The 14996-nt window shown below is 70.6% G+C and carries 16 protein-coding genes; 4 read left to right on the plus strand and 12 right to left on the minus strand.

Features of this window, described 5'->3' with window-relative positions; all coding sequences use genetic code 11:
• Positions 1-116: 116 nt before the first annotated feature.
• The 3 genes from ligA to ACTWQJ_RS08865 all read right to left on the minus strand — a co-directional run bounded on the left by ligA (position 117) and on the right by ACTWQJ_RS08865 (position 4084).
• On the minus strand, positions 117-2312 hold the full coding sequence (ligA, locus tag ACTWQJ_RS08855) for an NAD-dependent DNA ligase LigA (RefSeq protein WP_443306072.1): 2196 nt from the start codon (positions 2310-2312) through the stop codon (positions 117-119).
• 15 nt (positions 2313-2327) lie between these two features.
• Positions 2328-3284 carry a methionine synthase gene (locus ACTWQJ_RS08860; RefSeq protein WP_443306084.1) on the minus strand — a complete coding sequence of 319 codons (957 nt, stop codon included), beginning with the start codon at positions 3282-3284 and terminating at the stop codon, positions 2328-2330.
• 110 nt (positions 3285-3394) lie between these two features.
• Complete coding sequence (locus tag ACTWQJ_RS08865) at positions 3395-4084, minus strand: SDR family oxidoreductase (RefSeq protein WP_443306073.1); 690 nt, start codon at positions 4082-4084, stop codon at positions 3395-3397.
• A gap of 130 nt (positions 4085-4214) precedes the next feature.
• Between ACTWQJ_RS08865 and ACTWQJ_RS08870 the strand changes: the two genes are divergently transcribed.
• Both ACTWQJ_RS08870 and ACTWQJ_RS08875 read left to right on the plus strand, forming a co-directional pair.
• Positions 4215-4541: a DUF427 domain-containing protein gene (locus ACTWQJ_RS08870; RefSeq protein ID WP_443306074.1), complete on the plus strand. Its 327-nt coding sequence runs from the start codon at positions 4215-4217 to the stop codon at positions 4539-4541.
• A gap of 37 nt (positions 4542-4578) precedes the next feature.
• A complete protein-coding gene (locus ACTWQJ_RS08875) occupies positions 4579-5364 on the plus strand; it encodes an alpha/beta fold hydrolase (protein ID WP_443306085.1) in 786 nt (261 codons plus the stop codon).
• Between the two features lie 28 nt (positions 5365-5392).
• On the opposite strand, the gene mnmA is transcribed toward ACTWQJ_RS08875, so the two are convergent.
• Positions 5393-6523 (minus strand): tRNA 2-thiouridine(34) synthase MnmA, encoded by a 1131-nt coding sequence (mnmA, locus tag ACTWQJ_RS08880; RefSeq protein WP_443306075.1) that lies wholly within the window; start codon positions 6521-6523, stop codon positions 5393-5395.
• A 60-nt stretch (positions 6524-6583) separates the two neighbouring features.
• Here mnmA and ACTWQJ_RS08885 point away from each other — a divergent pair, with 60 nt between their 5' ends.
• Complete coding sequence (locus ACTWQJ_RS08885) at positions 6584-7252, plus strand: N-acetylmuramoyl-L-alanine amidase (protein ID WP_443306076.1); 669 nt, start codon at positions 6584-6586, stop codon at positions 7250-7252.
• A gap of 7 nt (positions 7253-7259) precedes the next feature.
• Here the strand turns inward: ACTWQJ_RS08885 and ACTWQJ_RS08890 are convergent, their stop codons facing one another.
• The 3 genes from ACTWQJ_RS08890 to ACTWQJ_RS08900 form a co-directional block, all read right to left on the minus strand.
• Positions 7260-8423 carry a cysteine desulfurase family protein gene (locus tag ACTWQJ_RS08890; protein WP_443306077.1) on the minus strand — a complete coding sequence of 388 codons (1164 nt, stop codon included), beginning with the start codon at positions 8421-8423 and terminating at the stop codon, positions 7260-7262.
• A gap of 121 nt (positions 8424-8544) precedes the next feature.
• Positions 8545-8811 carry a DUF4190 domain-containing protein gene (locus ACTWQJ_RS08895; protein WP_443306078.1) on the minus strand — a complete coding sequence of 89 codons (267 nt, stop codon included), beginning with the start codon at positions 8809-8811 and terminating at the stop codon, positions 8545-8547.
• A 43-nt stretch (positions 8812-8854) separates the two neighbouring features.
• Complete coding sequence (locus ACTWQJ_RS08900) at positions 8855-9022, minus strand: hypothetical protein (RefSeq protein WP_224734295.1); 168 nt, start codon at positions 9020-9022, stop codon at positions 8855-8857.
• A 146-nt stretch (positions 9023-9168) separates the two neighbouring features.
• Here ACTWQJ_RS08900 and ACTWQJ_RS08905 point away from each other — a divergent pair, with 146 nt between their 5' ends.
• Positions 9169-9795, plus strand: a complete 627-nt coding sequence (locus ACTWQJ_RS08905) for a TetR family transcriptional regulator (protein WP_443306079.1) — start codon at positions 9169-9171, stop codon at positions 9793-9795.
• A 23-nt stretch (positions 9796-9818) separates the two neighbouring features.
• Here ACTWQJ_RS08905 and ACTWQJ_RS08910 read toward each other — a convergent pair whose 3' ends face one another.
• The 5 genes from ACTWQJ_RS08910 to ACTWQJ_RS08930 form a co-directional block, all read right to left on the minus strand.
• Positions 9819-10664: a thioesterase family protein gene (locus ACTWQJ_RS08910; RefSeq protein ID WP_443306080.1), complete on the minus strand. Its 846-nt coding sequence runs from the start codon at positions 10662-10664 to the stop codon at positions 9819-9821.
• A 25-nt stretch (positions 10665-10689) separates the two neighbouring features.
• Positions 10690-11367, minus strand: coding sequence for a trimeric intracellular cation channel family protein (locus tag ACTWQJ_RS08915; RefSeq protein ID WP_129800457.1), 678 nt, complete (start codon positions 11365-11367; stop codon positions 10690-10692).
• A 65-nt stretch (positions 11368-11432) separates the two neighbouring features.
• Complete coding sequence (locus tag ACTWQJ_RS08920) at positions 11433-12836, minus strand: ABC transporter ATP-binding protein (RefSeq protein WP_443306081.1); 1404 nt, start codon at positions 12834-12836, stop codon at positions 11433-11435.
• 14 nt (positions 12837-12850) lie between these two features.
• Positions 12851-13945, minus strand: coding sequence for an ABC transporter ATP-binding protein (locus ACTWQJ_RS08925; RefSeq protein ID WP_443306082.1), 1095 nt, complete (start codon positions 13943-13945; stop codon positions 12851-12853).
• Positions 13942-14940 carry an ABC transporter permease gene (locus ACTWQJ_RS08930; protein WP_443306086.1) on the minus strand — a complete coding sequence of 333 codons (999 nt, stop codon included), beginning with the start codon at positions 14938-14940 and terminating at the stop codon, positions 13942-13944. The genes ACTWQJ_RS08925 and ACTWQJ_RS08930 overlap by 4 nt, the downstream gene beginning before the upstream one ends.
• Positions 14941-14996: the final 56 nt, after the last annotated feature.

Below are 14996 nucleotides of genomic sequence, written 5' to 3' on the forward strand. Positions count from 1 at the left end.
CACCTCAACAGTAGGCCGCAGAAGGCTTCCACGGGCAGCGGTCGTCGACGGTTGCCCGAATGCGCCCCGCCCGCCCGTATGCATCTGGTATGCGCCGATCGGGTGTTCTTCAACCGCTACTCGGTGGCGGAGAGCGCGACCTCCGACGCCGCATCAGGCCCTTGTTCCAGTAGGACGTTGAAGCCGTCCTCGTTCAGAACCGGCACCTTGAGCTGCATCGCCTTGTCGTATTTCGATCCGGGGTTGTCGCCCACAACGACGAAAGAGGTCTTCTTCGAAACCGAACCGGTCACCTTGGCGCCCCGGCTCTGCAGCGCCTCCTTTGCGCCGTCCCGCGTGAAGTGCTCCAGCGTGCCGGTGACGACGACGGTGAGACCCTCGAGCGGACGGGGCCCCTCCTCCTCGCCGGTGCTCTCCTCCTCCATACGGACACCGGCGGCCCGCCACTTGCGGATGATCTCCTGGTGCCACTCCTCGGCAAACCACTCCTTGAGCGAGGCGGCAATGATCGGGCCGACCCCCTCGGTGCTCGCCAGCTCCTCCTCGCTCGCCTGCTCGATACGGTCGATCGAGCGGAACTCGCGGGCCAGCGCCTCGGCGGCGACCGGGCCGACATGACGGATCGACAGGCCGGTGATGATGCGGGCGAGCGGGCGCTGCTTGGCGGCGGCGATGTTCTCCAGCATGGCGAGGGCGTTCTTCTTGGGCTCGCCCTGCTGGTTGGCGAAGACGGTGGCGATCTTCTCCTCGCCGGTCTTCGGGTCGCGCTTGGGCAGGCCGCTGTCCTGGTCGAGGACGTACGCCTTGATGGGCAGCAGCTCCTCGACGGTGAGGTCGAACAGGTCGCCCTCGTCCTTCAGTGGCGGTTCCCCGGGCTCCAGCGGCTTGGTGAGGGCGGCCGCGGCGACATAGCCGAAGTGCTCGATGTCCAGCGCCTTGCGGCCCGCCAGATAGAACAGACGCTCACGCAACTGTGCAGGGCACGTACGGGAGTTCGGGCAGCGCAGGTCGACGTCGCCCTCCTTCATCGGCCTGAGCGCCGTACCGCACTCGGGGCACTCGGACGGCATCACGAACTCGCGCTCGGTGCCGTCGCGCAGGTCGACGACCGGGCCGAGGATCTCCGGAATGACGTCACCGGCCTTGCGCAGCACCACCGTGTCGCCGATGAGGACACCCTTGGCCTTGACCACGTCCTGGTTGTGCAGGGTGGCGAACTCGACTTCCGAGCCGGCCACCGTCACCGGCTCGACCTGGGCGTACGGCGTGACACGGCCGGTGCGGCCCACGCCCACGCGGATGTTGACGAGCTTGGTGTTGACCTCCTCCGGCGCGTACTTGTACGCGATCGCCCAGCGCGGGGCGCGCGAGGTGGAGCCGAGGCGGCCCTGGAGGGGGATCTCGTCCAGCTTGACGACCACACCGTCGATCTCGTGCTCGACCGAGTGGCGGTTCTCGCCGTAGTACGCGATGAACTCCCGTACGCCGTCGAGATCGTCGACCACCTTGTTGTGCCGCGAGGTGGGCAGGCGCCATTCCTTGAGCAGGTCGTAGGCCTGGGAGAGGCGGGTCATGCCGTCGAAGCCCTCCAGGGCGCCGATGCCGTGGACGACCATGTGCAGGGGGCGGGTGGCGGTGACGCGCGGGTCCTTCTGGCGCAGTGAACCGGCGGCAGCGTTACGCGGGTTGGCGAAGGGCTTGTCGCCGGCCTCGACCAGGCGGGCGTTGAGCTCCTCGAACTTCTCCATCGGGAAGTAGACCTCGCCACGGATCTCCACCAGGTCCGGGACGCGGTCACCCTTCAGCCGGTCCGGGATCTCCGCGATCGTCCGGACATTGGGCGTGATGTCCTCGCCGGTGCGGCCGTCGCCACGGGTCGCCGCGCGGGTGAGACGGCCGTGTTCGTAGGTGAGGTTGACGGCGAGGCCGTCGACCTTGAGCTCGCACAGGAAGTGGTACTCCTGGTTGCCGAGTTCTCTGGCGATGCGCTCGGCCCAGGCGGCGAGGTCCTCGTCGTTGAAGGTGTTGTCGAGGGAGAGCATGCGCTGGCGGTGCTGGACCGCCGTGAACTCCGTCTCGTACGCCCCGGCCACCTTCTGGGTCGGCGAGTCCGGGGTGCGCAGCTCCGGATACTGCCCCTCCAGCTCCTCCAGGGTGCGCAGGAGCTGGTCGAACTCCGCGTCGCTGATGACGGGGGCGTCCTTCACGTAGTACCGGAAGCGGTGCTCCTCGACCTGCTCGGCGAGCTGCGCATGCCGCTCCCGTGCCTCGGCGGGTACCGCTGTGGACTCCGCTTGCTTGTCGCCGGCCACCGTGTTGTCCTCCCGTTACTCAGGGTTGTCCGCGAGGGATCTCGCCGCCCGGACGCAGTGCGCGAGGGCCTGGCGCGCGTACTCGGGGGAAGCGCCCGCGAGTCCGCACGTCGGCGTGACCGTGACCGCCGTCGCCAGCAGACCCGGTTGCAGCCCCAGCCTGCGCCAGAGCGTCCGAACACCCATGACGCTACCGGCCGGGTCTGACAATGGGCCGTCCGTGCTGGGCACGACGCCTGCGAACAGCCGGGTACCCCCTTCCACGGCTTCGCCGATCGCCTCGTCGTCACGTTCGGTGAGGAGTGAGAGGTCGAAGGAGACGGCCTTCGCTCCGGCTCGGCGCAGCAGGGCGAACGGGACGTCCGGTGCGCAGGAGTGGATCAGGACCGGGCCGCCGTCGTGTACGCCGATGACGTCCCGGAGCGTGGCCTCGACGATCTGCCGGTCGACGGCCCGGTGGGTGCGGTAGCCGCTGGCGGTCTTCACCCGGCCGCGCAGTACGGCGGTCAGGGACGGCTCGTCCAGCTGGAGGACGAGCCGGGCGCCGGGTACGCGCCGCTGTACCTCCGCGAGGTGGAGCCGCAGTCCCTCGGTGAGGGAGGCGGCGAGGTCGCGACAGGCGCCGAGGTCGGAGAGGGCGGCCTCGCCGTTCCTCAGCTCCAGTGCGGCCGCAAGGGTCCACGGGCCGACGGCCTGCACCTTCAGCGGGCCCTCGTAGCCCTGCGTGAACTCCTCCAGTGCGTCCAGGTCCTCGCCGAGCCAGGACCAGGCGCGCTTGGTGTCCCGCCCCGGCCGGTCCCCGATCCGCCAGCCGCTGGGCTCCACGCGCGCGTACAGCTCGACGAGCATCCCGGCGGTCCGCCCGGTCATGTCGGCGCCGGGCCCCCGGGCGGGCAGTTCGGGCAGGAACGGGAAGTCCTCGAAGGACCCGGTGACGGTCTTGGCGGCCTCGCGCGCGTCCTCGCCGGGCATGGAGCCGACGCCGGTGGCCGCGCCGAAGCGGAGCTGGGTTTCCTCACTCACCCCAGCAGCCTACGTTCCCGGCCTCGGGGTGACCGTCCACCGGCGTCACGACGTGCTCGTCATCTCCCCGGCCGCACCGTCAGGTCGTTGACCTCCGCGTCCCTCGGCAGGTCGAGCGCCATCAGGATCGTCGTCGCCACCGACTCGGGGTCGATCCACCTCGAGGGGTCGTAGTCCTTGCCCTCCTGCTGGTGGACCTTGGCCTGCATGGGGCTCGCCGTACGGCCCGGGTAGACGGAGGTGACCCGGACGCCGTTCGCGTGCTCCTCGTGACGCAGGGAGTCGGCCAGCGCCTTGAGGCCGTGCTTCGAGGCCGCGTACGCGGACCAGCCGGCGTGGGCGTTGAGGCCGGCGCCGGAGTTGACGAACAGCACATGGCCGCGGGCGGCGCGCAGCTGGGGCAGGAAGAGGCGGGTCAGTTCGGCGGGGGCGACGAGGTTGACGTTGAGCTGGTGGTGCCAGGTCTTCGGGGTCAGGTCGCCGACCGGGCCCAGGTCGACCACACCGGCGATGTGGAGCAGGGAGTCCACCCGGTCGGGCAGCGTCTGGTGGGAGAGCGCCCAGCTCAGCCTGTCGGGCTCGGACAGGTCACCGACGAGGGTCCTCGCCCCGGGGAACTCGGCGGCCAGTTCCTTCGCGCGGCCGGCGTCACGCGCGTGCAGCACGATCTCGTCCCCGCGCGCGTGCAGCCGGCGGGCCACGGCCGCTCCGATGCCGGAGCCCGCCCCGGTGATCACATGTGTAGCCATGCCGCCATGCTCGCATCACTCGCACGTCGCTCCACGCCCCGGCCCGCCGCGAGGTACGCCGACGCGCCCGCACCTGGCACAGGCCACCGTACGCGGGAAGAACCGGGCGCCGGCGAACGCTTTCTCCGGTATGACCCAAGGACACACGATCACCATCGAGCAGGGCACGCAGCGGGTACGGGCCGTCCACGACGGGCAGGTGCTGGCGGAGAGCGACCGGCCGCTGATCCTGCGGGAGACGGGCTGTCCCGTGCGGTACTACCTGCCGCCGGAGGACGTCCGGCTCGATCTGCTCACGCCCTCCGAGACCCACACCTACTGCCCGTTCAAGGGCACCGCTTCCTACTGGTCGCTGCCGGGGGCGGCCGACCTCGTCTGGGCCTACCCGGACCCGAAGCCGGGCGTGGCCGAGATCAAGGACCACCTCTGCTTCTACGACGTAGAAGCAGTGTCGTAACCGATGAGTTCCATGCCCCGTGGCAGTCTCCACAGGCATGGACAAGAACACCATCTCGCACGACGGCACCCCCATCGCGTACCAGCGCATCGGACAGGGCCCGGTAGTCGTCCTGGTCAGCGGGGCGATGTCGGCGGGCGCCACGGTGGCGCCGCTGGCCGGGCCCCTGTCGGACCGCTTCGGCGTCGTCGTGTACGACCGCCGGGGCCGCGGCGAGAGCGGCGACACGACGCCGTACACGGTGGAGCGCGAGGTCGAGGACCTGGCGGCGCTGATCGAGGCCGAGGCCGAGGGCGGCGACGCTGCGCTGTACGGCATCTCGTCGGGCGGCGCGCTGGCGCTTCATGCGGCGGCGAGCGGGCTGCCGGTGCGTCAGGTGGCCGTGTACGAGGTGCCCTTCGCCATGGACGAGGTCGCGGCGAAGGGGCGCGCCGAGTACGGCGAGCGGCTCACCGAGGCGCTCGCGCAGGGGCGGCGCGGCGACGCCGTCGAGCTGTTCCTGAGGCTGACCGGCCTGGCCGAGGAGATGATCCAGGGCGCGCGCCAGTCCCCCCTGTGGTCCGGCATGGAGACCATTGCGCCGAGCCTGGCGTACGACGACGCCGTCATGGGCGACGGCCGGGTCCCCCGGGACCGGCTGGCCGCGATCACCGTGCCCGTCCTGGCCCTCGCGGGCGGGGCGAGCCCCGACTGGATGAGGCAGGCGGCCCGAGCGGTCGCGGACGCCGCTCCCCAGGGCGCGTACGGGGTCCTCGAGGGCCAGACGCACATGGTGGATCCGCAGGTCCTGGCGCCGGTGCTGGCGGAGTTCTTCAGCGGGTGAAGCTGTTCAGCGGCCCGCCGTGCGGCCCTCAGGCCACGCCCGCCGTCGCCCGTACCGTCGATGCGATCGTCGCCGAACCGACCACGCGCGTGCCGTCGTACAGCACGATCGCCTGGCCCGGGGCCACGCCCCGCACCGGCTCCGTGAAGTGCACGCGCAGCTCGCCGTCGACCGGTTCGGCGGTCACCTCGGTCTCGCCGCCGTGGGCGCGCAGCTGGGCGGTGTAGGTGCCGGGGCCGGTCGGGGCCACGCCGCACCACCGGGGCTTGATGGCGGTGAGGGCACTGACGTCCAGGGCGGACGCGGGGCCGACCGTCACCGTGTTGGTCACCGGGGAGATGTCCAGGACGTAGCGCGGCTTGCCGTCGGGGGCGGGGGTGCCGATGCGCAGGCCCTTGCGCTGGCCGATGGTGAAGCCGTACGCGCCCTCGTGGGTGCCCACGCGGGTGCCGGACTCGTCGACGATGTCGCCCTCGGCCTTGCCGAGGCGGCGGGCGAGGAAGCCCTGGGTGTCGCCGTCGGCGATGAAGCAGATGTCGTGCGAGTCGGGCTTCCTGGCGACGGCGAGGCCGCGGCGCTCGGCCTCCGCGCGGATCTCGTCCTTGGTGGTGACCGTGTCGCCGAGCGGGAACATCGCGTGGGCGAGCTGCTGGTCGTCGAGCACGCCGAGGACGTACGACTGGTCCTTCGCCATGTCGGACGCGCGGTGCAGCTCGCGGGAGCCGTCCTCGCGGACGATCACCTTCGCGTAGTGACCGGTGCACACCGCGTCGAAGCCGAGGGCGAGCGCCTTGTCCAGCAGCGCGGCGAACTTGATCTTCTCGTTGCAGCGCAGGCAGGGGTTCGGCGTGCGGCCCGCCTCGTACTCGGCGACGAAGTCCTCGACGACGTCCTCGCGGAAGCGGTCGGCGAGATCCCAGACGTAGAACGGGATGCCGATGACGTCCGCGGCGCGGCGGGCGTCGCGGGAGTCCTCGATCGTGCAACAGCCCCGCGCGCCGGTGCGGAAGGACTGCGGGTTCGCGGAGAGCGCGAGGTGGACGCCGGTCACGTCGTGGCCCGCCTCGGCCGCGCGGGCGGCGGCGACGGCGGAGTCGACGCCACCGGACATGGCGGCGAGGACGCGGAGGGGGCGGGAGCGCTGCGGGGTGTCAGTCATAACGCTTCCAGGGTACGGGGGCGCGGGAACCGGAGCCCGCGAGTATCCGTTCTCGCTCACATGGAAGAGAAGAAGGGCAGCTCCGGCCGGCGAATCGGGCGACGGTCACTGATCCTCGGTGGGGCCGCGGCCGCGGTCGGCACCGGAGCCGTACTGGCGCGCGACGAGCTGTCGCGGCTGTGGTGGCAGGTGCCCGGGGTGGAGAAGCCGCGGGTGGCGGGCGCCGTCGACTACCGGGGTGCGCGCTGGGTGGCGGCCTCGTCGGCGAACTGGCGGCGGGCGGACCGGCCGGACGACTACACGATCGACATGGTGATCATCCATGTCACCCAGGGCAGCTTCGACAGCGCGGTGAAGGTCTTCCAGGACCCGGGCCACGGCGCCGCGTCCCACTACATCGTCCGCAAGGACGGTCACATCACGCAGATGATCCGCGAGCTGGACGTCGCCTACCACGCGGGCAACCGGGACTACAACGAACGCAGCGTCGGTATCGAGCACGAGGGCTTCGTCGACCGCCCCCAGGACCTCACGGACGCGATGTACGCCGCGTCCGCCCGTCTGACGGCGCAGATATGCCGGCGCTACGCCATACCCGTCGACCGCGAGCACATCATCGGCCACGTCGAGGTGCCGGGGACGGACCACACCGATCCCGGGGAGCACTGGGACTGGGACCGGTACATGAAGCTCGTACGGCAGGCGGGTACGACCGCGACGCCGGCCTAGGGCCGGCCTAGGTCAGCCCCGCCGCGCGGGCGCGTTCCACCGCCGGGCCGATGGCCTTGGCGACCGCCTCGACGTCGGCCGGTGTGGAGGTGTGGCCGAGGGAGAAGCGGAGGGTGCCGCGGGCCAGGTCCGGGTCGGTGCCGGTGGCGAGCAGGACGTGGCTGGGCTGGGCGACGCCCGCGGTGCAGGCGGAGCCGGTGGAGCACTCGATGCCCTGGGCGTCCAGGAGCAGCAGCAGGGAGTCGCCCTCGCAGCCGGGGAAGGCGAAGTGGGCGTTGGCCGGGAGGCGGTCCACCGGGTCCCCTCCCAGGATCGCGTCCGGCACCGCCGTACGGACCGCGTCGATCAGGTCGTCGCGCAGGGCACCGATCTCGCGGGCGAAGCGTTCGCGGTGTTCGGCGGCGTGCTTGCCGGCGACCGCGAAGGAGGCGATCGCGGGGACGTCGAGGGTGCCGGAGCGGACGTGGCGTTCCTGGCCGCCGCCGTGCAGGACGGGTACGGGGGTGTACTCCCGGCCGAGGATGAGTGCGCCGATGCCGTACGGGCCGCCGATCTTGTGGCCGGAAACGGTCATCGCGGCGAGCCCGGAGGCGGCGAAGTCGACCGGCAGCTGACCGACGGCCTGGACCGCATCGGCGTGCAGCGGTACGCCGAACTCGGCGGCGGTCGCGGCGAGTTCGGCCACCGGCAGGACGGTGCCGATCTCGTTGTTGGCCCACATGACGGTGGCCAGGGCGACATCATCGGGGTTGCGGGCGATGGCCTCGCGGAGGGCGTCCGGGTGGACCCGGCCGTAGGAGTCGACCGGGAGGTACTCGACGGTGGCGCCCTCGTGTTCGCCGAGCCAGTGGACGGCGTCGAGGACGGCGTGATGCTCCACGGGGCTGGCCAGGACCCGGGTGCGGGCCGGGTCGGCGTCGTGGCGGGCCCAGTACAGGCCCTTGACGGCGAGGTTGTCGGCCTCCGTTCCGCCGGAGGTGAAGACGACCTCGCTGGGGCGGGCGCCGAGGGCTTCCGCGAGGGTCTCGCGGGCTTCCTCGACGGTTCGCCGCGCGGCACGGCCGGATGCGTGGAGGGAGGAGGCGTTGCCCGTGATGCCGAGGTGGGCGGTCAGCGCCTCTGCCGCCTCCGGAAGCATCGGGGTGGTCGCGGCGTGGTCGAGATAAGCCATGGTGAGGCCGATTCTACGGCCCCGTCCCGGCCGGCCCCTCGCTGCCCACGATCAGTTCCGGCCGTCGCGGCCAGGCCCTGTCACCGCCGGGCAGGCGGGAATCCGACGACCGGGTCTGGAATCAGAAGCTCCACGAAATCGTGTTGTCCGCCTGCATGAACACGGCGAGCACGACGAGGTCGGCGACGCCCAGCCCGAGACCCAGCCAGGCCCGGCCCCGGCGGTTGGTGCCCCGCGCGAGGGCCACGACGGCCAGGACGATGGCGATCGGGCCGAGAAAGATGTTCAGGACGAGCAGGCCCAGGAGGCCGAGGATGAAGGACGCGACGGCCATGCCGTCGGTGTCACGGATTCCGGTGCGGCGCGTGGCCGGTGCGGTGAGGTGCATGGTGGTCAGCTCCCGACGAGCGGATCGGTCGGATGGACGGCGGTCAGTTCGTCCGGGCGGCGCGGCGGCGGCCGTGGCGCTCGCGGAGCGCGAAGATGCCGAGCCAGCCGGCGATCACGATGGCTGCGACGACGGTGAAGGTGAGCGGTGCGTGGGCGACGGTGCCCATGACCAGGCCGAGCAGCAGGAGTGCGGCGACGAGGAACAGCATGGGTTGGGATCCCCCTCCGGATGCCCTCGGGCGGCTTCTGGCCCGAAGGCTCGGTGAACGATTGTAGTTACAGTTGTTCACTGACTTTCCAGTCTAGCGTGTCCCATGACTTTTAAATTCCAGAGAACAGTTGTTAACTGCATGGCATGAGTCACACCCTCGGCCTGCGGCAGGCACAGAAGCAGAAGACCCGACAGGCGCTCCTGGAGGCGGCGTTGGAGCTGCTGGAGGGCCAGAGTCTGAGCAGTCTGGGCCTGCGCGAGGTCACCCGTGCCGTCGGGGTCGCCCCGACCGCCTTCTACCGGCACTTCCGCTCCACCGAGGACCTCGGCGTGGCGCTGGTGGAGGAGGCACTGGGCAGTCTGCACCCGATGGTCAGCACGATCGTGTCAACGGCGGGCGACAGCGAGGAACGCATCACGCGCGCCGTGGAGTTGATCGCCCGTCACGTGGACGCGTACCCCTCCCACGTCCGTTTCATCGCCCGTGAGCAGCACGGCGGGGTCCGGCCGGTGCGGGAGGCCATCCGGAACGAACTGGCCCGGTTCACCGAGGAGGTGAAGGCGGCGCTGGTCACCGACCCCATGGCCGAGGGCTGGAGCGACGACGATCTGCTGATGCTCGCGGGCCTGTACGTCGATCAGATGCTCATCGCGGCCTCGCTCTTCCTCGAGGCCCTGGAGGGTCCCGAGGAGGAACGGCAGCGCGTCACCCGGCTCGCCGCCCGCCGACTGCGGCTGATCAGCATCGGCCGCGCACACTGGCTGGACTGACGGACAGGACCCCGCGGACGCGGTCAGCCGAGCCGGACCCGCGCCAGCTGCCGGGACTGGGCGACCAGCCGGTCGGCGCTGTCCCACACCTCGGCGTCCTCCTCGAGGAAACCGCCGGCGAGGTTGCGGGTGGTGATGGACACCCGGAGGGGGCCCGGCGCCGGGCGGCACCGTATGTGCACGGTCAGTTCGACCGTCGGCACCCAGCCGGAGATACCGAGTTCGAAGGCGGTGGGCGGCAGGGCGTCCACCGCCAGAAGCAGCGAGAAGGGGTCGGCGTCCCGGCCGTCCTTCAGGCCGAACCAGGCCCGCATCTCGCCCTTGCCGGAGGGCGAGCCGAGGGCCCAGCCCAGGGTCGAGGGGTCGAGCTTGAGCATCAGGCGGTCGGTGATGGCCGAACTGCCGGGGACCGGGGCGGGTCCGTCCTCGGATCCGAAGCACTGGTCCATCGGCGGGATGGCGGGCGGCTTCGCGGCCGTACGGACGTCGTCGGGGAGCGTGTCGAGGTCGCCGTACGAGGCGAGGACGCGGATCCGTTCGACCTCGCCACCCTGCTCGTCGTACTGGAAGAGGGACGCCTGCCCCGTCGACAGGGTCCGGCCGGTGCGCACGACGTCCGTGCGGACGACCGCGGGGCCCGGCCGGGAGGCGGTCAGGTAGTGCGCGGAGATGGTGAACGGGTCCGGGTGCGGCAGGGCGTCGGCGAGGGCGCGGCCCAGGACGGCCAGCAGATAGCCCCCGTTGACGGCGTTGATGATCGTCCAGCCGGCCGAGAGGTCGATGTCGTAGACGCCCTCCGCGCGACGGGTGACAGCGGTGTCTCGGTCGAACTCGCTGTTGCCGATGGTCGCCTGGGATGCCTGAGCCATGCCGGTACGGTACAACAGAAAATTACTAAGCGGTAGCTTTTGAGGGTTCCTCCTCGCGCACCGTCGACCGACGGTTCCACGCGCGCGGCGCCCGCCAGTGGAACCGCATGGCCAGCAGCCGCAGGACGAAGGCCGTCACGGCCGCAAGTCCGCTGGTCAGCGGGGTCAGGGCGTCGAAGCGGATACAGAACGCCACCATCGTGGCGCCGACGATCGCGGGGACGGCGTACAGATCACGGTCCCAACGCAGCAGTGACGGCACCTCGTTGGCGAGGACGTCACGCAGCACACCGCCGCCGACGGCGGTGGCGAGGCCGAGGGCCGCGGAGGCGTGCAGGCCGAGTCCGTACTCGTACGCCTTCGTCGTGCCCGCGACGCAGAACAGGCCGAGGCCGGCCGCGTCGAAGACGTTCACGCCCGTCTGGATGCGCTCCACCTGCGGGTGCAGGAAGAAGACGAGAAGCGCGGCGAACAGCGGGGTGACGAAGTACCCCAGATCCGTGAACGCGGCCGGCGGTACGGCCCCGATGACCAGGTCCCGGAACAGCCCGCCGCCCAGCGCGGTGACCTCGGCGAGGACGGCGATGCCGAAGACGTCGAAGTTCTTGCGGACGGCCAGCAGCGCGCCGGAGATGGCGAAGACGAAGATGCCGATCAGGTCGAGCGTGTGCTGGACGGAAGGGCTGAACAGTTGCTGGAGCACCCGAACATTCTGACGCGCGACGGGGCGTGCACCTGCCGAAGCAAGGTGCACGCCCCGTCACACGGCTACTTGTCCGACGCCTTCGGGTTCTCGTCGGCGCCGTCGGAGGTCACGGTCTCCTCCGAGGGCTCCGAATCCGAGTCCGAATCCGACGAGTCCGCGGCCTCCGAATCCGACGAGTCCGCCGACTCCGAGTCCGCCGCGTCCGACGAGACCGCCGCATCCGAGCTCGCCGACTCCGCCGCATCCGAATCCGACGAGTCCGCCGCGGCTGAGTCCGCCGACTCCCCGGAATCAGACCCCGCCGACTCCGCAGCCACCGCCTTGGCCACGGCCGCGCTCGTCTCCGCCGACTCCGCGAGCACCTCGTCCGCCACCAGCTCCGCCGCCTCCTTGGCCGCGGTGAGCAGCACCGTGTCCTGCGGGGCCTGGTCCTCGAAGTTCTCCGGGTGGTGGCAGGCCACCTGCTGGCCGGGGCGCAGCTCGAGCAGCGGCGGCTCGGTGGTCTTGCAGATCTCCGTCGCCTTCCAGCACCGGGTGTGGAAGCGGCAGCCGCTCGGCGGGGAGATCGGCGAGGGCACGTCGCCCTTGAGCAGGATGCGCTCGCTCTTGGCCGACTTGCGGGAGGGGTCCGGGATCGGTACTGCCGACAGCAGGGCCTTGGTGTACGGGTGCATCGGCGACCGGTACAGCTTGTCCCGGTCGGCGAGCTCGACGATCTTGCCGAGGTACATCACCGCGATCCGGTCGGAGACGTGCCGGACGACCGACAGGTCGTGCGCGATGATCACGTACGTCAGGCCCAGTTCCTGCTGGAGATCGTCCAGCAGATTCACGACCTGCGCCTGGATCGACACGTCCAGCGCGGAGACCGGCTCGTCGGCCACGACCAGCTTCGGGTTCAGGGCCAGCGCGCGGGCGATGCCGATGCGCTGACGCTGGCCGCCGGAGAACTCGTGCGGATAGCGGTTGTAGTGCTCGGGGTTGAGACCGACCACCGACAGCAGCCGCTGCACTTCCTTCTTGATGCCGCCCTCGGGCGTGACGCCCTGCAGCCGGAAGGGGGCGCCGACGATCGTGCCGATGGTGTGGCGCGGGTTCAGCGACGAGTACGGGTCCTGGAAGATCATCTGCACATCGCGGCGCAGCGGACGCATCCCGCCGACGCCGAGGTGCGTGATGTCCTTGCCCCCGAACTCGACCGTGCCGGCCGTCGGTTCGAGGAGCCGGGTGATCAGGCGGCCCATCGTCGACTTGCCGCAGCCGGACTCGCCCACGACGCCGAGGGTTTCGCCGGAGCGCACCTCGAAGTCGAGGCCGTCCACCGCACGGACCGCGCCGACCTGCCGCTTGAGCAGGCCCTTGCGGATCGGGAAGTGCTTCTGCAGCCCGGTCACCTTCAGCAGGGTCTCGCCGGGGGCGGCGTCCGCGGTCAGCGTGGCACCGTCGCTCTGCGCAGGGCTACTCACTGCTTTTTCCTCGCTCACAGCTTCGGCGCAATCTCTTCGGTCCAGATCCGCTCCCGCTGCTCCTGCGACATGTGGCAGGCGGCCCAGTGCCTGCTGCCGACCTCGGTCAGCTCGGGGCGGACCGTGCGGGTGACGTCGTCCTTCGGGATGTCCGCGTACGGGCAGCGCGGGTTGAAGGCGCAGCCGGACGGGAGGTTGATCAGGGAGGGCGGGGATCCCTTGACCGGGACGAGGCGCTCCTGCTGGTCACGGTCCAGGCGCGGCATCGAGCCGAGCAGGCCCCAGGTGTAGGGGTGGCGGGGCTCGTAGAACACCTTCTCGGCGGGGCCGCGCTCCACGCAGCGGCCGCCGTACATCACCAGCAGGTCGTCGGCCAGTTCGGCGACGACGCCCAGGTCGTGGGTGATGACGATGACGGCGGAGCCGAACTCCTTCTGCAGATCGCGGATCAGGTCGAGGATCTGCGCCTGGACGGTCACGTCGAGGGCGGTGGTCGGCTCGTCCGCGATGAGCAGTTCGGGGTTGTTGACCAGCGACATCGCGATCATCGCGCGCTGCCGCATACCGCCGGAGAACTCGTGCGGGTAGTTGTCGACCCGCTTGTCGGGCTGCGGAATGCCGACCCGGTCGAGCATCTCCACCGCGCGTCGCCTGGCGGTCTTCTTGTCGACGTCGTGGTGGATGCGGTACGCCTCCACGATCTGCTGGCCGATCGTGTAGTACGGGTGCAGCGCGGACAGCGGATCCTGGAAGATCATCGCCATCTCGCGGCCGCGCATCCGGCGCACCTGGTCGGCGGGGGCGGACAGCAGCTCGGTGCCGTTCAGCCAGATCTCGCCGGAGATCTGCGCCTTGCGCTTGCCGTACTGGCCGGCGGTGTGCAGGCCCATGATGCCGAGCGAGGTCACCGACTTGCCGGAGCCCGACTCGCCCACGATGCCGAGGGTCTTGCCCTTCTCCAGCTGGAAGCTGAGCCCGTCGACGGACTTGACCAGGCCGTCGTCGGTCGGGAAGTGCACCTTCAGGTCGCGCACTTCCAGGAAGGCGGTCGGGGCGGCAGCGGTGGTGGGCTCGCCCACGGCCGCTCCGGTCTTGCTGAGTTCGGTCATGCGAGCCTCACTCGGGGGTCGATCACGGCGTACAGGATGTCCACCACGAGGTTGGCCAGGAGCACCGCGAGGGAGGTGATCAGGGTGACGCCCAGGATGATGGGCAGGTCCTGGGTCTTGATGGCGTTGAGCACCGCCTGGCCGAGGCCGGGCAGGCTGAACGTGGTCTCGGTCAGGATCGCGCCGCCGATGAGGGCGCCGAGGTCCATGCCGAGCATGGTCAGGATCGGCGTCATCGTCGAGCGCATCGCGTGCTTGCCGATGACCACCTGTTCCCGCAGGCCCTTGGCGCGTGCGGTGCGGATGTAGTCCTCGCCGAGGATCTCCAGCATGGTGGCGCGGGTGATCCGGGCGTACATCGCCGCGTACAGGAACGCGAGGGTGACCCACGGCAGGATCATGCCGCCCAGCCAGCCGGAGAAGCTCTCCTCCAGCGGCACGTACTGCCCGTCGATCCAGCCGAGTCCGTAGCTGAAGATCGCCAGGCTCAGCAGACCGGTGAAGTAGATGGGGAGGGAGACACCCGCCAGGGCGACGACCATCGCACCGCGGTCCCACAGGGTGCCCCGCTTGAGGGCGGAGAGCACACCGGCGGCGACACCGAAGACCAGCCACAGCAGCGCGGCACCGAGCGCCAGACCCAGGGTCACCGGGAAGCGGTCGGTGAGCACCGGCCAGATGGCCTGCTCGCTGCGGAAGGAGTAGCCGAAGCACGGCGCGGAGCAGTGCGTGACGTCACCGCCGGCCGCGTAGGTGCGGCCCGCGAAGATGCCCTTGAAGAACTCCCAGACCTGGGCGTAGATCGGGTCGCTCAGGCCCAGTTTCGTCCGCACGGCCTCGACGGCGGCGGGGTCGGCCTGCTTGCCCACGAAGCTCGTGGCGATGTCGACGCCCACCCACTTGGGGACGAGGAAGAAGATGCTGAAGACCACCACCATGATGACCACGAGCATCACTGCGGCGGCGAACAGCCGCCTGATGAGGTAAGTGAGCACAGCTCTCGGCCCGCTGCGGACCGCGGGCCACCAGGGGTCGTCCGGTGGCCCTCGGT

It is taken from the genome of Streptomyces sp. KR55, from assembly GCF_052245645.1.
GTDB classification, from domain to species: Bacteria; Actinomycetota; Actinomycetes; order Streptomycetales; family Streptomycetaceae; genus Streptomyces; species Streptomyces flavusporus.